The organism is Microbacterium sp. AK031 (genome assembly GCF_024807145.1).
Lineage (GTDB): Bacteria > Actinomycetota > Actinomycetes > Actinomycetales > Microbacteriaceae > Microbacterium.
Genome location: NZ_JANUCA010000008.1, coordinates 1 through 15864, shown reverse-complemented (window position 1 = coordinate 15864; position 15864 = coordinate 1). Strand labels below are relative to the sequence as shown.

At 65.5% G+C, this 15864-nt stretch carries 18 protein-coding genes; 4 read left to right on the top strand and 14 right to left on the bottom strand.

What is annotated here, in order from left to right:
• Nucleotides 1-6: 6 nt before the first annotated feature.
• From HDC95_RS14070 to HDC95_RS14040, 7 genes are all read right to left on the bottom strand, one after another.
• A complete protein-coding gene (locus HDC95_RS14070) occupies nucleotides 7-921 on the bottom strand; it encodes a glycine betaine ABC transporter substrate-binding protein (protein WP_259064230.1) in 915 nt (304 codons plus the stop codon).
• A 40-nt stretch (nucleotides 922-961) separates the two neighbouring features.
• Nucleotides 962-1891, bottom strand: a complete 930-nt coding sequence (locus HDC95_RS14065) for a proline/glycine betaine ABC transporter permease (RefSeq protein WP_259064229.1) — start codon at nucleotides 1889-1891, stop codon at nucleotides 962-964.
• Nucleotides 1891-3186 (bottom strand): glycine betaine/L-proline ABC transporter ATP-binding protein, encoded by a 1296-nt coding sequence (locus tag HDC95_RS14060; protein ID WP_259064228.1) that lies wholly within the window; start codon nucleotides 3184-3186, stop codon nucleotides 1891-1893. Before HDC95_RS14060 ends, HDC95_RS14065 begins: the two co-directional genes overlap by 1 nt.
• Nucleotides 3187-3523: 337 nt before the next feature.
• Complete coding sequence (locus HDC95_RS14055) at nucleotides 3524-4744, bottom strand: class I SAM-dependent methyltransferase (protein ID WP_259064227.1); 1221 nt, start codon at nucleotides 4742-4744, stop codon at nucleotides 3524-3526.
• Entirely contained in the window at nucleotides 4745-5344 is a 600-nt protein-coding gene (locus tag HDC95_RS14050; RefSeq protein WP_259064226.1) for a hypothetical protein, read from the bottom strand. It lies immediately after the preceding gene.
• An 8-nt stretch (nucleotides 5345-5352) separates the two neighbouring features.
• Nucleotides 5353-6189: an endonuclease/exonuclease/phosphatase family protein gene (locus tag HDC95_RS14045; RefSeq protein ID WP_259064225.1), complete on the bottom strand. Its 837-nt coding sequence runs from the start codon at nucleotides 6187-6189 to the stop codon at nucleotides 5353-5355.
• Nucleotides 6186-6998 (bottom strand): glycosyltransferase family A protein, encoded by an 813-nt coding sequence (locus HDC95_RS14040; RefSeq protein WP_259064224.1) that lies wholly within the window; start codon nucleotides 6996-6998, stop codon nucleotides 6186-6188. Before HDC95_RS14040 ends, HDC95_RS14045 begins: the two co-directional genes overlap by 4 nt.
• A gap of 148 nt (nucleotides 6999-7146) precedes the next feature.
• On the opposite strand from HDC95_RS14040, the gene HDC95_RS14035 reads away from it, so the two are divergent.
• Genes HDC95_RS14035 through HDC95_RS14025 form a run of 3 tightly spaced genes read left to right on the top strand, consistent with a single transcriptional unit; the run spans nucleotide 7147 to nucleotide 9118 of the window.
• Nucleotides 7147-7542, top strand: coding sequence for a GntR family transcriptional regulator (locus tag HDC95_RS14035; RefSeq protein ID WP_259064222.1), 396 nt, complete (start codon nucleotides 7147-7149; stop codon nucleotides 7540-7542).
• Entirely contained in the window at nucleotides 7539-8432 is an 894-nt protein-coding gene (locus tag HDC95_RS14030; protein WP_259064221.1) for an ABC transporter ATP-binding protein, read from the top strand. The genes HDC95_RS14035 and HDC95_RS14030 overlap by 4 nt, the downstream gene beginning before the upstream one ends.
• Nucleotides 8432-9118: a hypothetical protein gene (locus HDC95_RS14025; RefSeq protein ID WP_259064220.1), complete on the top strand. Its 687-nt coding sequence runs from the start codon at nucleotides 8432-8434 to the stop codon at nucleotides 9116-9118. Before HDC95_RS14030 ends, HDC95_RS14025 begins: the two co-directional genes overlap by 1 nt.
• 104 nt (nucleotides 9119-9222) lie before the next feature.
• Here HDC95_RS14025 and HDC95_RS14020 read toward each other — a convergent pair whose 3' ends face one another.
• On the bottom strand, nucleotides 9223-9858 hold the full coding sequence (locus HDC95_RS14020) for a helix-turn-helix transcriptional regulator (protein ID WP_259064219.1): 636 nt from the start codon (nucleotides 9856-9858) through the stop codon (nucleotides 9223-9225).
• A gap of 75 nt (nucleotides 9859-9933) precedes the next feature.
• Between HDC95_RS14020 and HDC95_RS14015 the strand changes: the two genes are divergently transcribed.
• Nucleotides 9934-11277 carry an MFS transporter gene (locus HDC95_RS14015; RefSeq protein WP_259064218.1) on the top strand — a complete coding sequence of 448 codons (1344 nt, stop codon included), beginning with the start codon at nucleotides 9934-9936 and terminating at the stop codon, nucleotides 11275-11277.
• Nucleotides 11278-11294: 17 nt separating this feature from the next.
• Here HDC95_RS14015 and HDC95_RS14010 read toward each other — a convergent pair whose 3' ends face one another.
• From HDC95_RS14010 to phnD, 6 genes are read right to left on the bottom strand one after another with little or no spacing between them, the layout of a single operon-like run.
• Nucleotides 11295-11513 (bottom strand): SCO4848 family membrane protein, encoded by a 219-nt coding sequence (locus tag HDC95_RS14010; protein ID WP_259064217.1) that lies wholly within the window; start codon nucleotides 11511-11513, stop codon nucleotides 11295-11297.
• Nucleotides 11514-11560: 47 nt separating this feature from the next.
• Complete coding sequence (locus HDC95_RS14005) at nucleotides 11561-12181, bottom strand: TetR/AcrR family transcriptional regulator (RefSeq protein WP_259064216.1); 621 nt, start codon at nucleotides 12179-12181, stop codon at nucleotides 11561-11563.
• Entirely contained in the window at nucleotides 12178-12960 is a 783-nt protein-coding gene (locus HDC95_RS14000) for a tyrosine-protein phosphatase (RefSeq protein ID WP_259064215.1), read from the bottom strand. The genes HDC95_RS14005 and HDC95_RS14000 overlap by 4 nt, the downstream gene beginning before the upstream one ends.
• Nucleotides 12957-13829 (bottom strand): phosphonate ABC transporter, permease protein PhnE, encoded by an 873-nt coding sequence (gene phnE, locus HDC95_RS13995; protein WP_259064213.1) that lies wholly within the window; start codon nucleotides 13827-13829, stop codon nucleotides 12957-12959. Before phnE ends, HDC95_RS14000 begins: the two co-directional genes overlap by 4 nt.
• Nucleotides 13810-14670, bottom strand: a complete 861-nt coding sequence (locus tag HDC95_RS13990) for a phosphonate ABC transporter ATP-binding protein (protein WP_259064212.1) — start codon at nucleotides 14668-14670, stop codon at nucleotides 13810-13812. The genes phnE and HDC95_RS13990 overlap by 20 nt, the downstream gene beginning before the upstream one ends.
• Complete coding sequence (gene phnD, locus HDC95_RS13985; RefSeq protein ID WP_259064211.1) at nucleotides 14667-15575, bottom strand: phosphate/phosphite/phosphonate ABC transporter substrate-binding protein; 909 nt, start codon at nucleotides 15573-15575, stop codon at nucleotides 14667-14669. Before phnD ends, HDC95_RS13990 begins: the two co-directional genes overlap by 4 nt.
• Between the last annotated feature and the right edge of the window lie 289 nt (nucleotides 15576-15864).

The window sequence follows — 15864 nt, the reverse complement described above, 5'->3', positions numbered from 1 at the left end:
AGAGAATTACTCGGTGACGAGCCAGTCGAACTGGTCGCCGTTCTCGTCGATCCAGGCGTCCACGGCAGCTGCCGGGTCGCCCTCGTACTCGTCGCCGGTGACCAGCCCTTCAAGCGAGCCGTACTGATCATCATCCAGCTTGATCTTCCCGAACAGCTCGGCCGCCTCGGGGAACTCGTCGCTGACGCCGGCGTGCGCGATGAAGTTGAGCGTCTCCGGCTCGCCCATTGCGCCCTGCGGGTCCTCGAGGTCCTTCATCTCCCAGTCGTTGTAGGCCCAGAACGGACGCCACAGCGTGACGACGATGTCCTCTTCGGCCGCATACGCGGTGTCGAGCTCGGCAAGCATGCCGGCGGTCGACGAGGTGAGCAGTTCGTACTCGCCGTCGAGACCGTAGGCCGGCATCATCGACTCCTGAGTAGCCTTCGTCAGACCTGCACCGGGCTCGATGCCGGTGATCTTTCCGTCGAAACGATCGGCCTGACCCTTGAGGTCTTCGAGGGAGTTGATGTCGTCCATGTAGGTCGGGACCGCGATCGTGAGCACGGCGCCCTCGTAGTACGCGCCGAGATCCTCGAGATCATCGCCGTACTGCTCCATGTACGCCGCGTGCGTCACCTCAGGCCATGCCGACGGGTACACGTCGAAGTCGCCCTGCGCGAGGCCGGTGAACAGCGGGCCCGCCTCGGTCATTTCCTCCATCTCGACCGTGTAGCCGAGCTTCTCGAGCTGGTCCTGCGCGAGGTACGCCATGCTCAGACCATCGGTCCAGCTGGGCAGGTAGCCGAGCGTGATGGTGCCCATGTCGCCATTGTCGCCGCCGTCGCCACCGGCGTCGCCGCCTGTCGCACAGCCCGCGAGGGCGAGGGATGCTGTTACACCGATTGCTGTGATGGCTGTGATGTGCCGGAACTTCTTCATAGTGCTTCCTTTCGTATGTTCTGCTGCGTTTCGTATGAGTTCAGTGGGTTCGTGCCACAACAGGCTCCGACACGGCATCCGCCTTCATCGCCTGCTGCGAGCTGCGGCGACGAGCCAGGATACCGAGCAGTGACGACCGTTGCGAACCCGGGTCGCCGAGCGCCGCGGTCACGCGGTCGAGGAAGACGGCGATGAATACGACGCCGAGGCCCGCTTCGACGCCCTGAGGGATGTTGATTGTCGACAGGGCGGCCGCGACCTCCTTACCGAGACCATTGGCGCCGCCGATACCGGCGATGACGGCCATCGACAGGGCGAGCATGATGACCTGGTTGATGCCGGCCATGATCGTCGGCATCGCCAACGGGAGCTGGATGCCGCGCAGGATCTGGCCGGGGGCTGCACCGAACGCCTGTCCCGCCTCGACGGTTTCGGAGTCGACACCGCGAATACCCAACTCGGTGAGTCGCACTCCCGGGGGGAGCGAGAAGATCACAGTCGCGATCACGCCGGGGACGAATCCGACGCCGAAGAACACGATCACGGGAATCAGATAGACCATCGAGGGCATCGTCTGCATGAAGTCGAGCACGGGTTTCACTATCGCGCTGACCCGGTCGTTGCGTGCCGCCCAGATGCCGAGGGGTATCGAGATCGCCACGGTGACCAGCGCGGCGATGAGCACCAGCGCGAGCGTCTCCATCGCGTGGTCCCACTGATCCATGCCGACGATGATCGTGAAGGTCACCGCCGTGCCGACCGCCAGCTGCCATGAGCGCAGCAACCAGGCGATCAGTGCGAACACGACGATCATGATCGGTGCGGGCAGGAAATTCAAAACGTCGGCGAGACCCTCGACGAGGAAGCTGACGATGTTCGAGATGATGTCGAGCAGGAACTTGAAGTTGTCGCGAATCCAATCGACGATGACATCCGCGGCCTGGCCGATCGGAAGACGGAAACCATCCATCAGCGCACCTCCTGCACATCGGTGGCCGGCTCTTCGCCGGCGGGGCCGCCCAGCACTTCATCAATGACCGTTGTCGGCATCGGCTGCAACGGGATCGTCAGTTCGCCGGTCGCGTTCGGACCAGGCCCGAGCGCGGCCAGCAGCGTCACGCGCGGGATGACACCGACCAGGCGGTCCTCCGCGTCCGTCACGGCCAGCGGGAGCTGCGATTCTGCGGCAGGAATGAACAGGTCGGCGAGCACATCGGATTCGTTCACGCTCTGCGGCACGGGCTTGAGAATGGAGGTCAGCGAGCTCTCTCCCTTGCGGATGAGCTTGACCGCATCGCGGTCGGTGACCATGCCCAGCAGCTTGCGGTCACGGCCGACGATGTATACGGCCGAGGAGTATGCATCGCGCATCTCGTGCAGTGCCGCGCGGGGCCCACCGCTCGCTGGGACAACGGCACGCGGACGCTCCATGACATTGGCTGCTGTGAGCACACGAGTGCGGTCGACATCCTGCACGAACTGGGCGACGTAGTCGTTGGCCGGATCGGTGAGAATGTCCTCCGGCGTGCCGATCTGGACGATCCGACCGTCACGCATCACGGCGATGCGGTCGCCGAGAAACATGGCCTCGTTGAGGTCGTGGGTGATGAAGACGATGGTCTTCTGCAGTTTCTGCTGCAACTCGATGAGTTGCTCCTGCATCTCGCGGCGGATCAGCGGGTCGAGCGCACTGAAGGCCTCATCCATGAGCAGGATCTCGGTGTCCGCGGCAAGCGCACGCGCGATGCCGACGCGTTGCTGCATTCCACCGGAGAGCTGACTGGGCAGCTTGTCACCCCAGCCCTCGAGCCCCACCATGGCGATGACCTCTTCGGCCTTCGCGAGACGCTCGGCCTTCCCGACTCCACGCAGCTCGAGCGGATAGGCGACGTTGTCGGCGACTGTGCGGTGCGGCAGCAGCGCGAAGTGCTGGAACACCATCGACACGTTCTCTCGGCGGATCTCGCGCAGGCGGGATGCCGGTACACCGGCGATCTCGTCGCCGTTGATCATGACGGAGCCGTCGGTGATGTCATGCAGCCCGTTGAGCATGCGGATTATGGTGGACTTGCCCGATCCGGACAGCCCCATGATGACGAATATCTCGCCGCGGTTGACGGTGAAACTGGCGTCGATGACGGCAGCGGTTCCGGCATCCTGAATGTCTGTGCGGGACTCGCCCGCCTTCAGGCGACGGACGGCCTGGTTCGGATTCCTGCCGAACACCTTGAAGAGATGGCGCGCTTCGAGAGCGGTTTCGGTCACTTTTCCCCCGATGGCTTCCGATTCTTCGGGTCTCGGTAGCCGACTTCGGTTACGCCCGGGTGATGATCACGAGGCCGCTTCGACAGTGTCGTGCTGGCGGCTCAGGCGACGGATTTCGGATCCGCGCAAAGAACATCAACCGTACGCCCACGCCTCTTCGCAGCACAGCTCATCGAATGAAGGACGTGACCGCGGACTGGTCTATAAGCCGAAAAGGCCTACATCTCAACGTAACAATATGGCCGGTCAGGGGCAAATCCCGTCGAGATTGAACGATAGGCTTTTTGTTATCTGAACGGGGGTTCTGTCGAATGTCGACAATCTGCGTGTTGGCGTGTCAGCGGCGGATGCTGCAGGTCACAGTGAATTTCGACGTGCGATGAACCTGTTCTGTCCGGCCGATCAGACGTGTCAGTTCGGGACGATACGCGAGGCTCGAGTTGAACACGGTGAGCAGTTCACCGCCGGGGCGGAGCAGGCGAGCGGATGCCGCGAACAGACGCGTCGCCGCGCCGGTGTGGACGCTCGCGCCGAGATGAAAGGGCGGATTCAGCAGGATCAGGTCGGCGCCGGCGGCTGGCAGGTCGGAGCCGGCGTCGTCGTGCGTCACCGTCACGCGGTCGGCCACGCCGTTCGCCATCATGGTCTCGCGTGCGGATGCCGTGGCAGCCGCCGAGCGGTCGGTCGCCATGACGTGCGCTTCGGGGTGATGCAGCGCGTAGTGCGCGGCGAGCGCTCCGGTTCCGCAGCCGAGGTCGACGACGACCTGCGGTTCGTCCGGCATAACTCCGGAGGAATTCTGGAGTTCGGCATGATCTCGGCGGCTCTCGGGCGCCAGGCGCGCACTTCTCCGGAGTTGTGCGGCGGATCCGGCTTCCCCGGCCAGCACCTCGAGCAGCACGCGTGTGCCGATGTCGATCCGGTTCGCGGCGAATGCGCCGCCGTGCGCCACGAGGGTGAGCCCGAACTCGGGGTGCTCGGCCCGCTGCGGATGCGGCGGCTGTGCCGGCACGGCCAGCGCGCCTGACGCCACGATCAGCCGCGACTTCCGCTCGGCCCGCTGCGGCTGAACCTCCGCGAAGCTGCGCCCGAGTAACTCGTTCTGCGCGAGGGTCATGTGCTTGACGCGCCCACCGGCGACGAGCACCACATCGGGCGCAGCCCAGCGGGCCACAGCATCCGCGATCTCCTCGAGCTCGGCGAGCGACTTCGGCAGCTGCAGCAGCACGAGGCGCGCACCTTCGAGAAGCGACGAATCCAGTTCGTGCGATTCGAACCCGCTGATTCCGAGCTCATCGGCGTTGCGCGCCAGCGCCCGCCGCCCGGTCACCAGGTCCTGATGCAGGCGGATACCGCGATACCCAGCATCCGTCAGCGCGAGCGTGATCGCGCCGTACTCGTCGCCGATGACGGCGATATCCGATCCCGACAGCCTCTGCTCCGCGCTCAGGGCGAGCGCCCGCTCGACCAGCAACCGATCCGTCGCGTCGTACGCGAAGAGGTTCGACGCTTCGACGTCCGGTGCGCGCCGCAGCCGCTCGAATCCGAACTCATTCACCTACCCACTGTAGCCAGCATGTTCGACCGCGTCCGGGCGAAGCAATCGCACGAACGAGACCGCGAACCCTGCGAACAGGGCGCCGAGCCCGCCGACAGCCATGTCGGCAATGGTGTCGTCATACGCGACGAAGATGTCTTCGCTGATGAAAGCGTGACCGAACCACTCCACCATCTCCCAGAGGGCACTCATCGCAAGTCCCAGCGTCGTCGTGATCAGCACTGCACCGAGTACGACTTTCTGTCCCGGAGTCGGCACGAAACGCAATCGGCTGAACAACAGGTAACAGATCGCAGCGCTCGCCCCCGTGCACACGAAGTGGACAGCAAGATCCCACCAGACGATGCGGGTGTACAGGTCGAAGACATTGCTCCACGCGGCGACGAGCAGCGTGAGACAGAATGCGACGTCGGCTCCCGCTCGCACGCCGATGAAACGCGGGATCAGCAGTCCAGGCAGGGTGAAGGCGAGCACGCCGGCATCCGTCAGTTCGAACCATACGGCCGCGATCACGACGCTGAGAAGTCCGAACACGCGAACCGCATCCGCGATGATCTCGCCCGCGGTCTGCGGCCTACGAAGAAAGTTCTCGATCATCATCGGCCAGACTACTCAGGCGACACGATCTCCACCTGCACCGGCAGATGATCCGATCCCCACCCGCCGATGTAGCGGTGCGCGTTCACTGCCGCTCGGGACACGCGCAGCCCCGACGACACGGCGATCCAGTCGATACGACGACCGTTCCGCCGGGGGCGACGGTAATTCGGCCGCGTACCCCACGGCGGAGTCAGCTGCACGTGCGCACGCGACCAGGCATCTGCGAGCAGATCATCGCGAAACAGCTCGTCGATCGTCGCGCCGCACTCGTCGTCGTTCATGTCGCCCGTCACGATCGCCGGCAGCCCGCAGGCGGCCACCGACCGCCGAACCGCTTCTGCGGAACGAAGTCGAGAATGCCGTGAGAGATGGTCGAGATGGGTGTTGACCACGAAGAGGCTTCGACCTGTCGCACGATCACGGAATGTCGCATTGAGCCTGATCCGCGGCAGGACGTTGCCCCACGACCGGGATCCGGCAACGTTCGGTCGGTCGGACAACGCGAGCTGCTGAGCGTTCACCAGCTCGAGTCGGTTCGAATCATAGAAGATCGGGCAACCCTCGCCACGCCCATCGCCAGCGCGTCCGCGGCCGACGTATCGAAAGGAGCCACCGAGCGCATTCCGGATGAACCGAGCCTGCTGCGGAAGCGCCTCTTGGACTCCGAGCACGGTCGGTCGCTCCGCTGCGAGCAGCGCGGCGAGGCGCGGTGCTCGACGTCTCCACCGACCGGCATCTCGAATCCCGAGGGGCACCGCACGACGCACATTCCACGTCATGACATGCAGCGCGGGCGCGCGCGCCTTCCCGATGAGAGGCCTCAGAGCCTGGGGGCCGTAGCTCATGAGGGCCTCCCCCGCAACCGGTGGTCAGATACGCGATGCCACGCCACACGGCACCAGCGGTGCGGCGGAAAATCGCGCGGCCAGTGCCGGAAGACCGTGCGGAAGCCGCGGGACACCCGGGTGACGAACGAACTCGCGCTGCGGAACGGCCGCATCGAGATGCCCATCGCCTCGCCTCGCAGATAACCGATACGGCGCCTGTCTCCGATGTGAAACGCGATGTCCAGGTCGTCGTGAAGCTCGGGGTCATCACGGTGGACCAGGCGCTCGACGCTGCGCCACGTGCTGGCGCGCATCGCGAAGTTCGACCCGAACACCGGTAGGTGTCCGAGCGTCGGCACCGTCACGAGAACGTACCCGAGCAGGTAGACGCTCGCCAGAGGAACGCGCAGCGCCAGCGGCCCGTCGATGAAGCGTGCTGCACCGGTCACGGCGGCGATATCCGGACGCCGCCCGAATGCAGAGACGACATTCTCGATCCAAGAGATCGGAGCGACGCAATCCGCGTCGAGGCGCAGGATGATGTCCCCGTTCGCGGCATCGTAGCCGCGGGCGCTGGCAGCAGGGATTCCCGGTTCAGAACATCTCACCACGGCCGCACCGAAGCGGGCGGCCACCTCGGCCGACCCATCCGATGAGCCGTTGTCAACGACGATCAGCTCGTCGGGAGGTCGCGATTGCAGCGCCAGTCTGGTCAGACAACGTTCGAGGTGGGCCGCGTCGTTCTTGACAGGGATCACCACTGAGATCCGCGGTGCGACGGCATCCGTCCCTGGGATACGCCCGTCCACGACTCGATCGGTTTGCATGATCCTATTACGCCTGACAATCCCCGTTGCGCCCAGGGGATTGACGAACGCGTCATCGGAGGCATGACGTGAATCTTGCCGTTGACGCGCCGCAGGTTATATGGTTATTTAGTCAAGTAGGTAACCAAGTGACAAACTGGAGGCACCTGTGATCGAAGAAGGCAAGGCACTCTTCCTTCAGATCGCCGAGCAGATCGAAGACTCGATCCTCGACGGCTCGCTAGAGGAAGAATCCAAAGCTCCGTCCACCAACGAGCTCGCCGCCTTCTACCGCATCAACCCCGCCACCGCCGCAAAAGGAGCCGCAATGCTCACCGACAAGGGCGTGCTGTACAAGCGCCGCGGAATCGGCATGTTCGTCGCCGCCGGAGCACGCGAACTGCTGCTCGGCGAGCGGCGCTCCGCCTTCGCCGACCGCTACATCGATCCCATGCTCGCCGAAGCATACACACTCGGCCTCAGCGCCGACGATCTCGCCGCACTGCTTCGCGAACGCGCAGCGGCCGCGGCATCCGAATCCACCACCGAAGGGAACCCCGCATGACCGCCGTCATCGAGGTGCAAAACCTCTCCAAGCATTACAAGGACAAGCGGGCACTCGACAACGTGTCGCTGTCACTCGAGGGCAACGCCATCTACGGCCTATTGGGCCGCAATGGTGCAGGTAAGACGACCCTCATGTCCATCCTCACAGCTCAGAACTTCGCCACCTCCGGAGAGGCGCGGGTGTTCGGTGAGCAACCGTACGAGAACTCCCGCGTGCTCAGCCGAATCTGCTTCGTTCGCGAGAGCCAGAAGTATCCGGATGACGCGACACCCCGTCACGCGTTCAAAGCGGCGTCGCTGTTCTTCACCAACTGGGATCAGGAGCTCGCCGAGCAGTTGATCAAGGACTTCCAGCTGCCGATGAAGCAGACGATCAAGAAACTCTCCCGCGGGCAGCTGTCCGCCGTCGGCGTCATCATCGGCCTCGCCTCGCGTGCCGACATCACGTTCTTCGACGAGCCCTACCTCGGTCTCGACGCCGTCGCCAGGCAGATCTTCTACGACCGCCTGCTCGAAGACTACGCCGAGCACCCGCGCACGATCATCCTGTCATCGCACCTGATCGACGAGGTCTCGAATCTCATCGAGCGGGTCATCGTGATCGACGACGGCAAGATCCTCCTGGACGAGGAGACGGATGCCATGCGCGACCGCGCAGTGACCGTCGTGGGCGACTCGGCCGAGGTCGACGCCTGGGCCGAGTCGCACGAAGTGCTGCACCGCGATCAGCTCGGGCGCGTGGCGTCCGTCACCGTGCTCGGCGCACTGACTCCGCGCGAGCGCGCCGAAGTCACGGCATCCGGCCTGGATCTCGCGCCCGTCTCGCTGCAACAGCTCATCGTCCGCCTCACCCAGAAAGCCAGCGCAGAAAACCAGGAGGTCCGCTGATGTCTCGCACGCTCAATGTCATCCGTCTGCAGTTGATCAACAAGCAGACCTTCATCTGGGTGCCGCTGATCGTCCTCGGCGGCGCCACGCTCATGTCGGTGCTGATCTACGCGATGATTCCCGGCGGCGACCCGAAGTACGGCGGCGGCGGACAGGCTCCGCTATGGGTATTCTTCGCGGTCGGCATGACGGCGATGACCCTGACCTTCCCCTTCTCGCAGGCGATGAGCATCACCCGACGAGAGTTCTTCGTCGGCACCCTGATCACCGCCGTTCTCGGCAGCGCTTTCATGGGTGGGCTGTTCCTGATCGGCGGCGGCATCGAGATGCTGACGAACGGCTACGGCGTGAACGGCTACGTCTTCCACCTGCCGTGGCTGTGGGAGGCCGGCCCCTTCGGGGCCTTCGTCGTCTACTTCACCCTCGCCCTGTTCTTCTTCGTGGTCGGGTTCACCGGAGCCACGATCTACAAGAGCTGGGGCCCCGTGGTGATCTCGGTCGCCGGAGTCGCTGTCGCTCTCGTGCTGCTCGGAATCGTCTTCCTGATCACGCGGCTCGAGCTGTGGGAGCAGGTGTGGTTCGGCATCCTCGATCTCGGTGCGCTCGGCCTGGCGCTGTGGGGCCTGGTCGTGGTCGCCGTGCTAGCAGGGATCTCGTTCCTGGCGTTCCGCCGGGCGAAGCCGTAGGCCGCCGCGTTCACAACTCCTCAAGAATCGGCCCGATCCGCGCCAGATGCGCCTCGATCGGGCCGATTCTCGCGTTCCCTGAGGAGTCACGAACGCTGCCGGCGTCAGATCCTGTCGTCGGCGGCGACGATGTCGAGGCTCCAGATGCGAGTGTCGGGATCGTCGGGGTCGTGGGCGTCCTCGACCTCTTTGATGATCTCGTGGATCCGCCGCTCGATATCCTTGAACTCATCCTCGGTCAGTCGCAGGTTGGCCTGGGTGAAGGTGCCGTGCACCACGGGATCACGACCCGACACGTACTCCGGCGCCCACGCCATGACTCTCCGCAGCATCTCGAGATGATCGTCGGCGAGCGCATTCATCAGCACTCCCCCGAGCTCTTCATCAGCGATCGGATGCTCGGGCGATCCGACGTTCCACGACTCCGCGGTCGACTTCCACACCCGGTCGCGCTTGTCGCGGGCGTGCTCCGGCGCCTCCTCGATGAGCCCGGCCTCCGCGAGGACGCGCAGATGGAAGCTCACAGCGTTGGCGGGAACCCCGAGGTCGGCCGCGACGTCGGCGGCACGCGCGTGACCGCGGCCGGCGACCGACTTGGCTATGCGCCGCCGCAGCGGGTGGGCGTACGCCTTGAGCATCGCCGTGGTCGCTGGCCGTCCGTCGTGGTGCGAAGCCGTCGGCTCCGAGCGCGCAGTCCCCGCGCCTGACTGCGCCGTGGCCGGAGCTTTGTCGTCTGCCATGCTCAGATTCTATCCACAGCAACCATTGCGCAATTGTAGTTGCGCAAGTTCTGTTGCGCATCTATGCTCGAAGTCATGACCACCGCCATCGCCCATCGCCTGTCGCGCAATGTCCGCTACATCATCTGGCTGATCAGCGACACCGCGAAAGGTCTGGCTTCTGCCCTGTTCGGGTTCGCCATTGCGCTGATTGCCCTGTTCGTCACGAACGATCCGGCGCAGGCCGGCATCATCAGCGCCGTGGGCATGACGATCCGCACGATCACCACCGTGTTCGGCGGTGTGCTCGCCGACCGTCACAGCCGCATCGTGATGATGATCGTCGGCTCCGCCGCAGGCGTCGTGCTCGCAGGAGCGTTCACCGCGCTCGCCCTCATGGACGCGCTCACGTTCGTCACTCTGCTCGTGATCGATGTAGCACTCGCCGCGCGCGCCGGCCTGTTCGACGTCGCCGGCGAGAGCGCATTGAAGGAGATCGTCCCCGACGACGCGATGGGCAGAGCTCAGGCGGCGAACCAGGGACGAGACGCCGTGCTGCAGATCGCAGGAGGGCCGCTCGGCGGCGTACTGCTCGCGGCCGGGGCGTGGTTGATCGGCGCCGCGATGGCCGTGTCCCACTTGATCGCGATGGTGACAGCATGGATGCTGCGGCGCTCAGCCCCTGGCGATGACGGCCCGCACGGGGCCGAGACCCTCGAGGCAGCATCCACCGGTCTGGAAAACCCGGACGAGTTGGCATCCGAGGTCGGCCTTGCAGCCGCAGCAGTGGCGATCGGGCGCCCGAATGCACTGCGGGAGATCGCCGAGGGATTCCGGTGGCTGATCTCCCGACCCGACCTGCGGGGTGTGCTGTTCGTGGCGACCATCGTCAACCTCGGATTCAGCACCGCCATGACGACGGTCATCTACGCACTGCAGCAGGCCGGCCACTCCACGATCACGATCGGACTGCTCGCCACCGGCGCGGGCGTCGCGATGCTGATCGGCGCACTCATCGCCCCGCTCCTGGTGTCGCGGGTGCGGGCGAGCGTGGTCATCATCGGTGGACTCGGCGTCGCGACACTCGGCGTCTTCGGAACGATTCCCGCGCAGGAGCCGCTGGCGCTGATCGCCGTCCTCGCGGTGACGGTGTTCTTCATCCCCGCCGTGAACGCCGCACTGATGGGCTACTTCATGGTCGCGACACCGACCGAGCTGCTCGGCCGGGCGAACAGCGCATCCGCGGTACTCGGCATGGGGGCGATGCCCTTCGCCCCGCTGATCGCCGGGCTCGGACTCGCCGTGATCGGACGCGAGAGCACGCTCGTCACGGCATCCGCCCTGTGCGCGATCTCGGTGCTGCTCGCCGTCGCGAACCGCGGCCTGCGCGCACTCCCCGTCGAGGCTGGTTGGTCAGCGCACGCGCGACAGTTCGAGTGAGTCAGCTGGGGTCGGCGTCACAGAGCCCCGGCGAGCGCGGCGATACCGGCGACCACGGAGACGAGTGCGATCACCAGCGCAAGCCCGATCAGCGCAGCGTGCACCTTGAGGAACGTCGTCGCCTTGCCCTCGGCACCCCGTGCACGAGGGTCGTTCGCGACCCGCTTGTAGAACCGCGGCCACACGATGACGTTGAAGGCCGCGTTGACGAACAGGAGCACGGAGAGAGCTATCACCCCTCCACGCTATTGCCTGGGTCGCCGCGGTCGGTCGCACCTCGATGTCAGGCCAGCATCCCGCGCCAGACGACGTCCATCGCCGCGCTCACTCTGGCGCTCGTGGCCTTCTCCTCGAGCCGGTCGCCGCGAACGACCAGCTGATAGTAGACGACTCCGGCAATCGCATCGAAGCACGCCCCGACGTCGAGATCGTCACGCAGGATGCCACGTTCGATGCCTGCACTCAGCGCGGCTTCGACCGGAACGCGGCGTCGCGCGACGTGCGATCTCCAGTACGCCTTCTGCAGCGCGCGATCGGCCATCACGAGACGGATGCGCTGCCGGAAGCGCGCGTCGGAGTAGCCGGATGCCGTCGCCATCCCTGCGGCGCCGAACATCGATGCGAACAGCGCTGTGCGGAGGTCGCCTTCCGCGTCCACTTCGGGCGGGATAGAACGTCCGACATCCAGGGCCGCGGCGATCAGCGTCGTCAGCGACGGCCAGCGACGGTACAGCGCCGCCCTGCTGACACCGCTGCGCTGGACGATCCTGGCGACGGTCACCTCTTCCTCGATGTCGATCAGCTCAAGCGTCGCCGCGATGATCTGACCGTCGATCTCCTCATCACGCGGACGGCCAGGGCCACGGCGAACCGCGGCCCCGGCATCCGCCACGGCAACGGTCATGCCGAGAGCGCCCGCGCACGAAGCCGAGCGATCGTGTCCTCGCTGAGTCCGGCGGCGCGCAGCGGCGCCAGTGCATCGCCGTGCCGCTCGCGCAGGGTGGTCAGCAGTGAGCGCATCGAGACCTCCATGGATCCCTCGAGCAGTTTCGACGACGCCTGACGAGCGTCGGGTTCGAAGCCGAGCGCCCGCCACATCGCGCTCATGACGGGGGCGGTGCGCTGCAAGATCGCGATCATGTTCTCTCCCGTGCGGGTGTAGTCGGCGACGATATCGTCGTCGTCTGCGCCGAGAACCAGCAGAAGCATCGCGGCAAGCACGCCGGTACGGTCGCGGCCCGCGGCGCAGTGGAACGCCGTCGCACCAGGGGTGTACGCGATCACGTTCAACGCCGTGACGAGCTGAGGCGCTGCGGTCTCGACCATCCGGACATACATCTTTCCCATGCCCTCATGGCTGAGATCCGGTGCGTCTTCGGCCATCGAGTCGGCGACGTTCGCGATGAGCGGGAGGTGGTGGTATCCCAGGGCACGTTCACCGAACGGTCCGCGACCGGTGGCGGCGACCTCGGCCGGAGAGCGCAGGTCGATGATCGCGGTGAGACCGGCACCGACGAGCTCATCGACCACGTCGGAGGTGACGTAGGCGAGGTCGTCGGTGCGGATGGCGAGACCTTCTCGCAGCACTCCTCCGTCGATCGGGATGCCGCCGAGGTCGCGCAGGTTGGCCGGTGCGCTGAGAGTGATATCGGTCGTGGCGGTGTCCATGGATGCCGTGGTCATGTGATTCTCCTTCTGATGAGGGCGCTGCCCTGATCGATTGCCGTGACGAGCACGATGATGCAGATGATGATGGCGCTGAGGTGTCCGTAGTCGTACATCCGCATCGCCGTGGTGAGTTCGAGCCCGATGCCACCGGCGCCCACAAGGCCGAGGATGGTCGCGCCGCGCACATTTCCCTCGAACAGCAGCAGCGTGTACGACACGAGCAGGGGCGCCGCCTGCGGCAGCACTCCGTACTGGATGACCTGGCGCTTGGATGCTCCGACCGCATGCATCGCGGTGATGGGGCCGCGATCGACGGACTCCATCACCTCGGCGAAGATCTTCCCGATCGAGCCGAGCGAGCCGAGAGTCATCGCCAGGATTCCGGCGAAAGGTCCGAGCCCGACTGCCGAGACGAACATGAGGGCGAAGACGAGATCCGGCACGGAGCGGATGATGTTCATCATCCAGCGCGACGGGTAGTACAGCCAGCGCGGAGCGATATTGGATGCCGCGCCGAAGGCGACGATCAGCGAGAGCACCGCACCGAGCACGGTCGCGATGATCGCCATCTGCAGCGTCTCCAGCAGCAGAGTGAGAATGATGCCGATCTTGGAGAAGTCCGGTGGGAACAGCCGTGAGAGGAACTCGCCCATGTTGATCGCGCCCTCGCCGAGCTTCAGGAAGTCGAACCCGACCCCTCCCGCCGACCAGAACAGCACGATGATCGCCACCGGGATGCCGATCAGGAAGCGGGTCCGCGGGATCGAGAACGCGCGCTCCAGCCGCGCACGATCCGCCGTCGGCAGCGTCGACTGCTCGCGCTTCGTTCGTGATTCAGGCGTGGTCGATGCAGGCGTGCGTGATTCAGGCGTGGTGGTCGACATCGTCGTCCTCCTCTTCGTACAGGACCGACAGCTCCGCGGCCTCGAGATCGGTCGTGCGCGCCGAGACGAGCATCTCGCCGTGGCGGAGCCCCACGATCCGGTCACTGTGCGCGAGCGCGAGGGGCAGCACGTGCAGGCTGACCAGCACCGGGATGCCGTCCTCGCTCGCGATCCGGCGCAGCAGCCCGAGGACAGAATCGGCGAGCTTCGGATCCAGTGACGCCACCGGCTCGTCGGCGAGGATGACGCGCGGCTGCTGCATGAGCGCCCTGGCGATCGCGACCCGCTGCTGCTGGCCACCGCTCAGCGAACGGGCGGGGTCCTTGGCCTTGTGGAGGATGCCCACGCGGTCCAGCAGTGCGAGCGCGCGCTGACGGTGCACCGAGGAGAACCCGCCGACGAGGTTGATCGGCCCCGCGCCGTGGAGCGCTCCCGTGAGCACATTGGTGAGCACGCTCAGCCGGGGAATCAGCTGGAACTGCTGGAACACCTGTCCGACATCCGAGCGAAGCGTGCGCAGCTCGCCCCGCGCAAGGTTGGTGACGTCATGCCCGGCGATGCGCACCGACCCGCCAGAGACCGGCGCGAATCCCGTAAGGCTCTTCATCAGCGTGGACTTCCCCGACCCGGACGCACCGAGCAGCGCCACCATCTCGCCGGGGAACAGGTCGAGATCGACGCCGTCGAGTACCGGCTTCGTGTCGGGCTTCTCGTCGTAGGCGACGCGCAGCCCGCGCACGGTGACGAGCGGAAGCGCCTGGCGCAGCTCGGCCGTAGTGATCGCCGGCTCAGCGGTGACGGATGCCGCGGCATCCGCCACCCGTGTCACGGAGCTGCTCATTCCAGATCCTCGAGCTCGACACCCGCCACTGCAGCGATCTCGGCGAAGGAAGCGTACAGCGAGGCGTCAGGCTCAACCGTCTGCTCAAGCGTCGCGAACGACCCCATGGCGCCAAGGCGCTCGGCATTCTTTGCGCTGAAGACCTCGGCGATCCCCTCGGCGATCACGGCGCGTGTTACCTCGTCGAGCGACTGACGACCCAGCACCGTGCCCTGCACGCTCATGGAAGGGCTCTGGCCGACGCCGCGCCATTCCCCATCGGCGAAGGGGAACATCGGTGCACCGAGTTCGGTGAGCATGTTCGCGGTGCACGCGGCATCCACCTGGCCCTGCGCGAGTGCGGCGAAGCTGCCCTCATGGCCGCCGGCGAAGATCGCCTCGTAGTCGACTCCCTGCTCGAGCCCTGCCTCGTGAAGCATGTACACCGGCATGAAGTAGCCGGAACTCGACGCCTGATCGGCGAATGCGACCGTCTTACCTTTGAAGTCCTCGACCTCTTCGATCGGGGAGTCGTTCAAGACGACGCAGGTCGAGACGGGCTCGTCGTCGCCCTTGAACGCGACGACGGGATCGACCTCACCGGTGTTCACGGCGAGCGCCGACGGGAACCCGCTCATGATCCCGATGTCGACGTGGTCGTTGCGGATGGCTTCGACGACGCTGAGATAGTCGGGAACATCGGTGACCTCGACCTCGCGGCCGGTCGCTTCCTCGAACAGCTCGGCGAAGACTTCGATCGGATTCTCCGCCGTGGGATCCTCACCGAGCGGGAGCGTGGCGATCGTGATGGGGACGACGGACGCAGCAGGAGCGGCGTCGGCGTCTGCGGCCGGGGTCTGGCAACCGGTGAGGGCGAGAGCAGCGATGCCGAGCAAGCCCACCGCGGGGAGGGTGTAGCGACGCATGGGTGTGACCTTTCCGAGGATGACGGGATTTCGAGAACACCTGTATTCGAACTCCCGAAGGTGTCCAGGAATTACGAGACCGTCGTACTTGGAATGGAATGTCCGGTGAACAGCGAGTGACTCGGCACGGCCTTGAGTCGTTGCGCGCCGCCACCGCGCCGGATCGACGGGAGGTTCTTGCACCGGATGCGCCGGGCAATGTCAAGTGGTGGGAGCAACGCCGGGGTCATGCGGCGAGTAGTAGCTCGTTGAGTCGGTTGGCTGGAGTCTGTAGCTCGAGAGTCGGTCG

Coding starts and splice junctions, on each gene's coding strand:
- HDC95_RS14070 (WP_259064230.1), bottom strand. CDS start 921: ATGAAGAAGTTCCGGCACATCACAGCCATCACAGCAATCGGTGTAACA.
- HDC95_RS14065 (WP_259064229.1), bottom strand. CDS start 1,891: ATGGATGGTTTCCGTCTTCCGATCGGCCAGGCCGCGGATGTCATCGTC.
- HDC95_RS14050 (WP_259064226.1), bottom strand. CDS start 5,344: ATGATGATCGAGAACTTTCTTCGTAGGCCGCAGACCGCGGGCGAGATC.
- HDC95_RS14045 (WP_259064225.1), bottom strand. CDS start 6,189: ATGAGCTACGGCCCCCAGGCTCTGAGGCCTCTCATCGGGAAGGCGCGC.
- HDC95_RS14040 (WP_259064224.1), bottom strand. CDS start 6,998: ATGCAAACCGATCGAGTCGTGGACGGGCGTATCCCAGGGACGGATGCC.
- HDC95_RS14030 (WP_259064221.1), top strand. CDS start 7,539: ATGACCGCCGTCATCGAGGTGCAAAACCTCTCCAAGCATTACAAGGAC.
- HDC95_RS14025 (WP_259064220.1), top strand. CDS start 8,432: ATGTCTCGCACGCTCAATGTCATCCGTCTGCAGTTGATCAACAAGCAG.
- HDC95_RS14020 (WP_259064219.1), bottom strand. CDS start 9,858: ATGGCAGACGACAAAGCTCCGGCCACGGCGCAGTCAGGCGCGGGGACT.
- HDC95_RS14015 (WP_259064218.1), top strand. CDS start 9,934: ATGACCACCGCCATCGCCCATCGCCTGTCGCGCAATGTCCGCTACATC.
- HDC95_RS14005 (WP_259064216.1), bottom strand. CDS start 12,181: ATGACCGTTGCCGTGGCGGATGCCGGGGCCGCGGTTCGCCGTGGCCCT.
- HDC95_RS14000 (WP_259064215.1), bottom strand. CDS start 12,960: ATGACCACGGCATCCATGGACACCGCCACGACCGATATCACTCTCAGC.
- phnE (WP_259064213.1), bottom strand. CDS start 13,829: ATGTCGACCACCACGCCTGAATCACGCACGCCTGCATCGACCACGCCT.
- HDC95_RS13990 (WP_259064212.1), bottom strand. CDS start 14,670: ATGAGCAGCTCCGTGACACGGGTGGCGGATGCCGCGGCATCCGTCACC.
- phnD (WP_259064211.1), bottom strand. CDS start 15,575: ATGCGTCGCTACACCCTCCCCGCGGTGGGCTTGCTCGGCATCGCTGCT.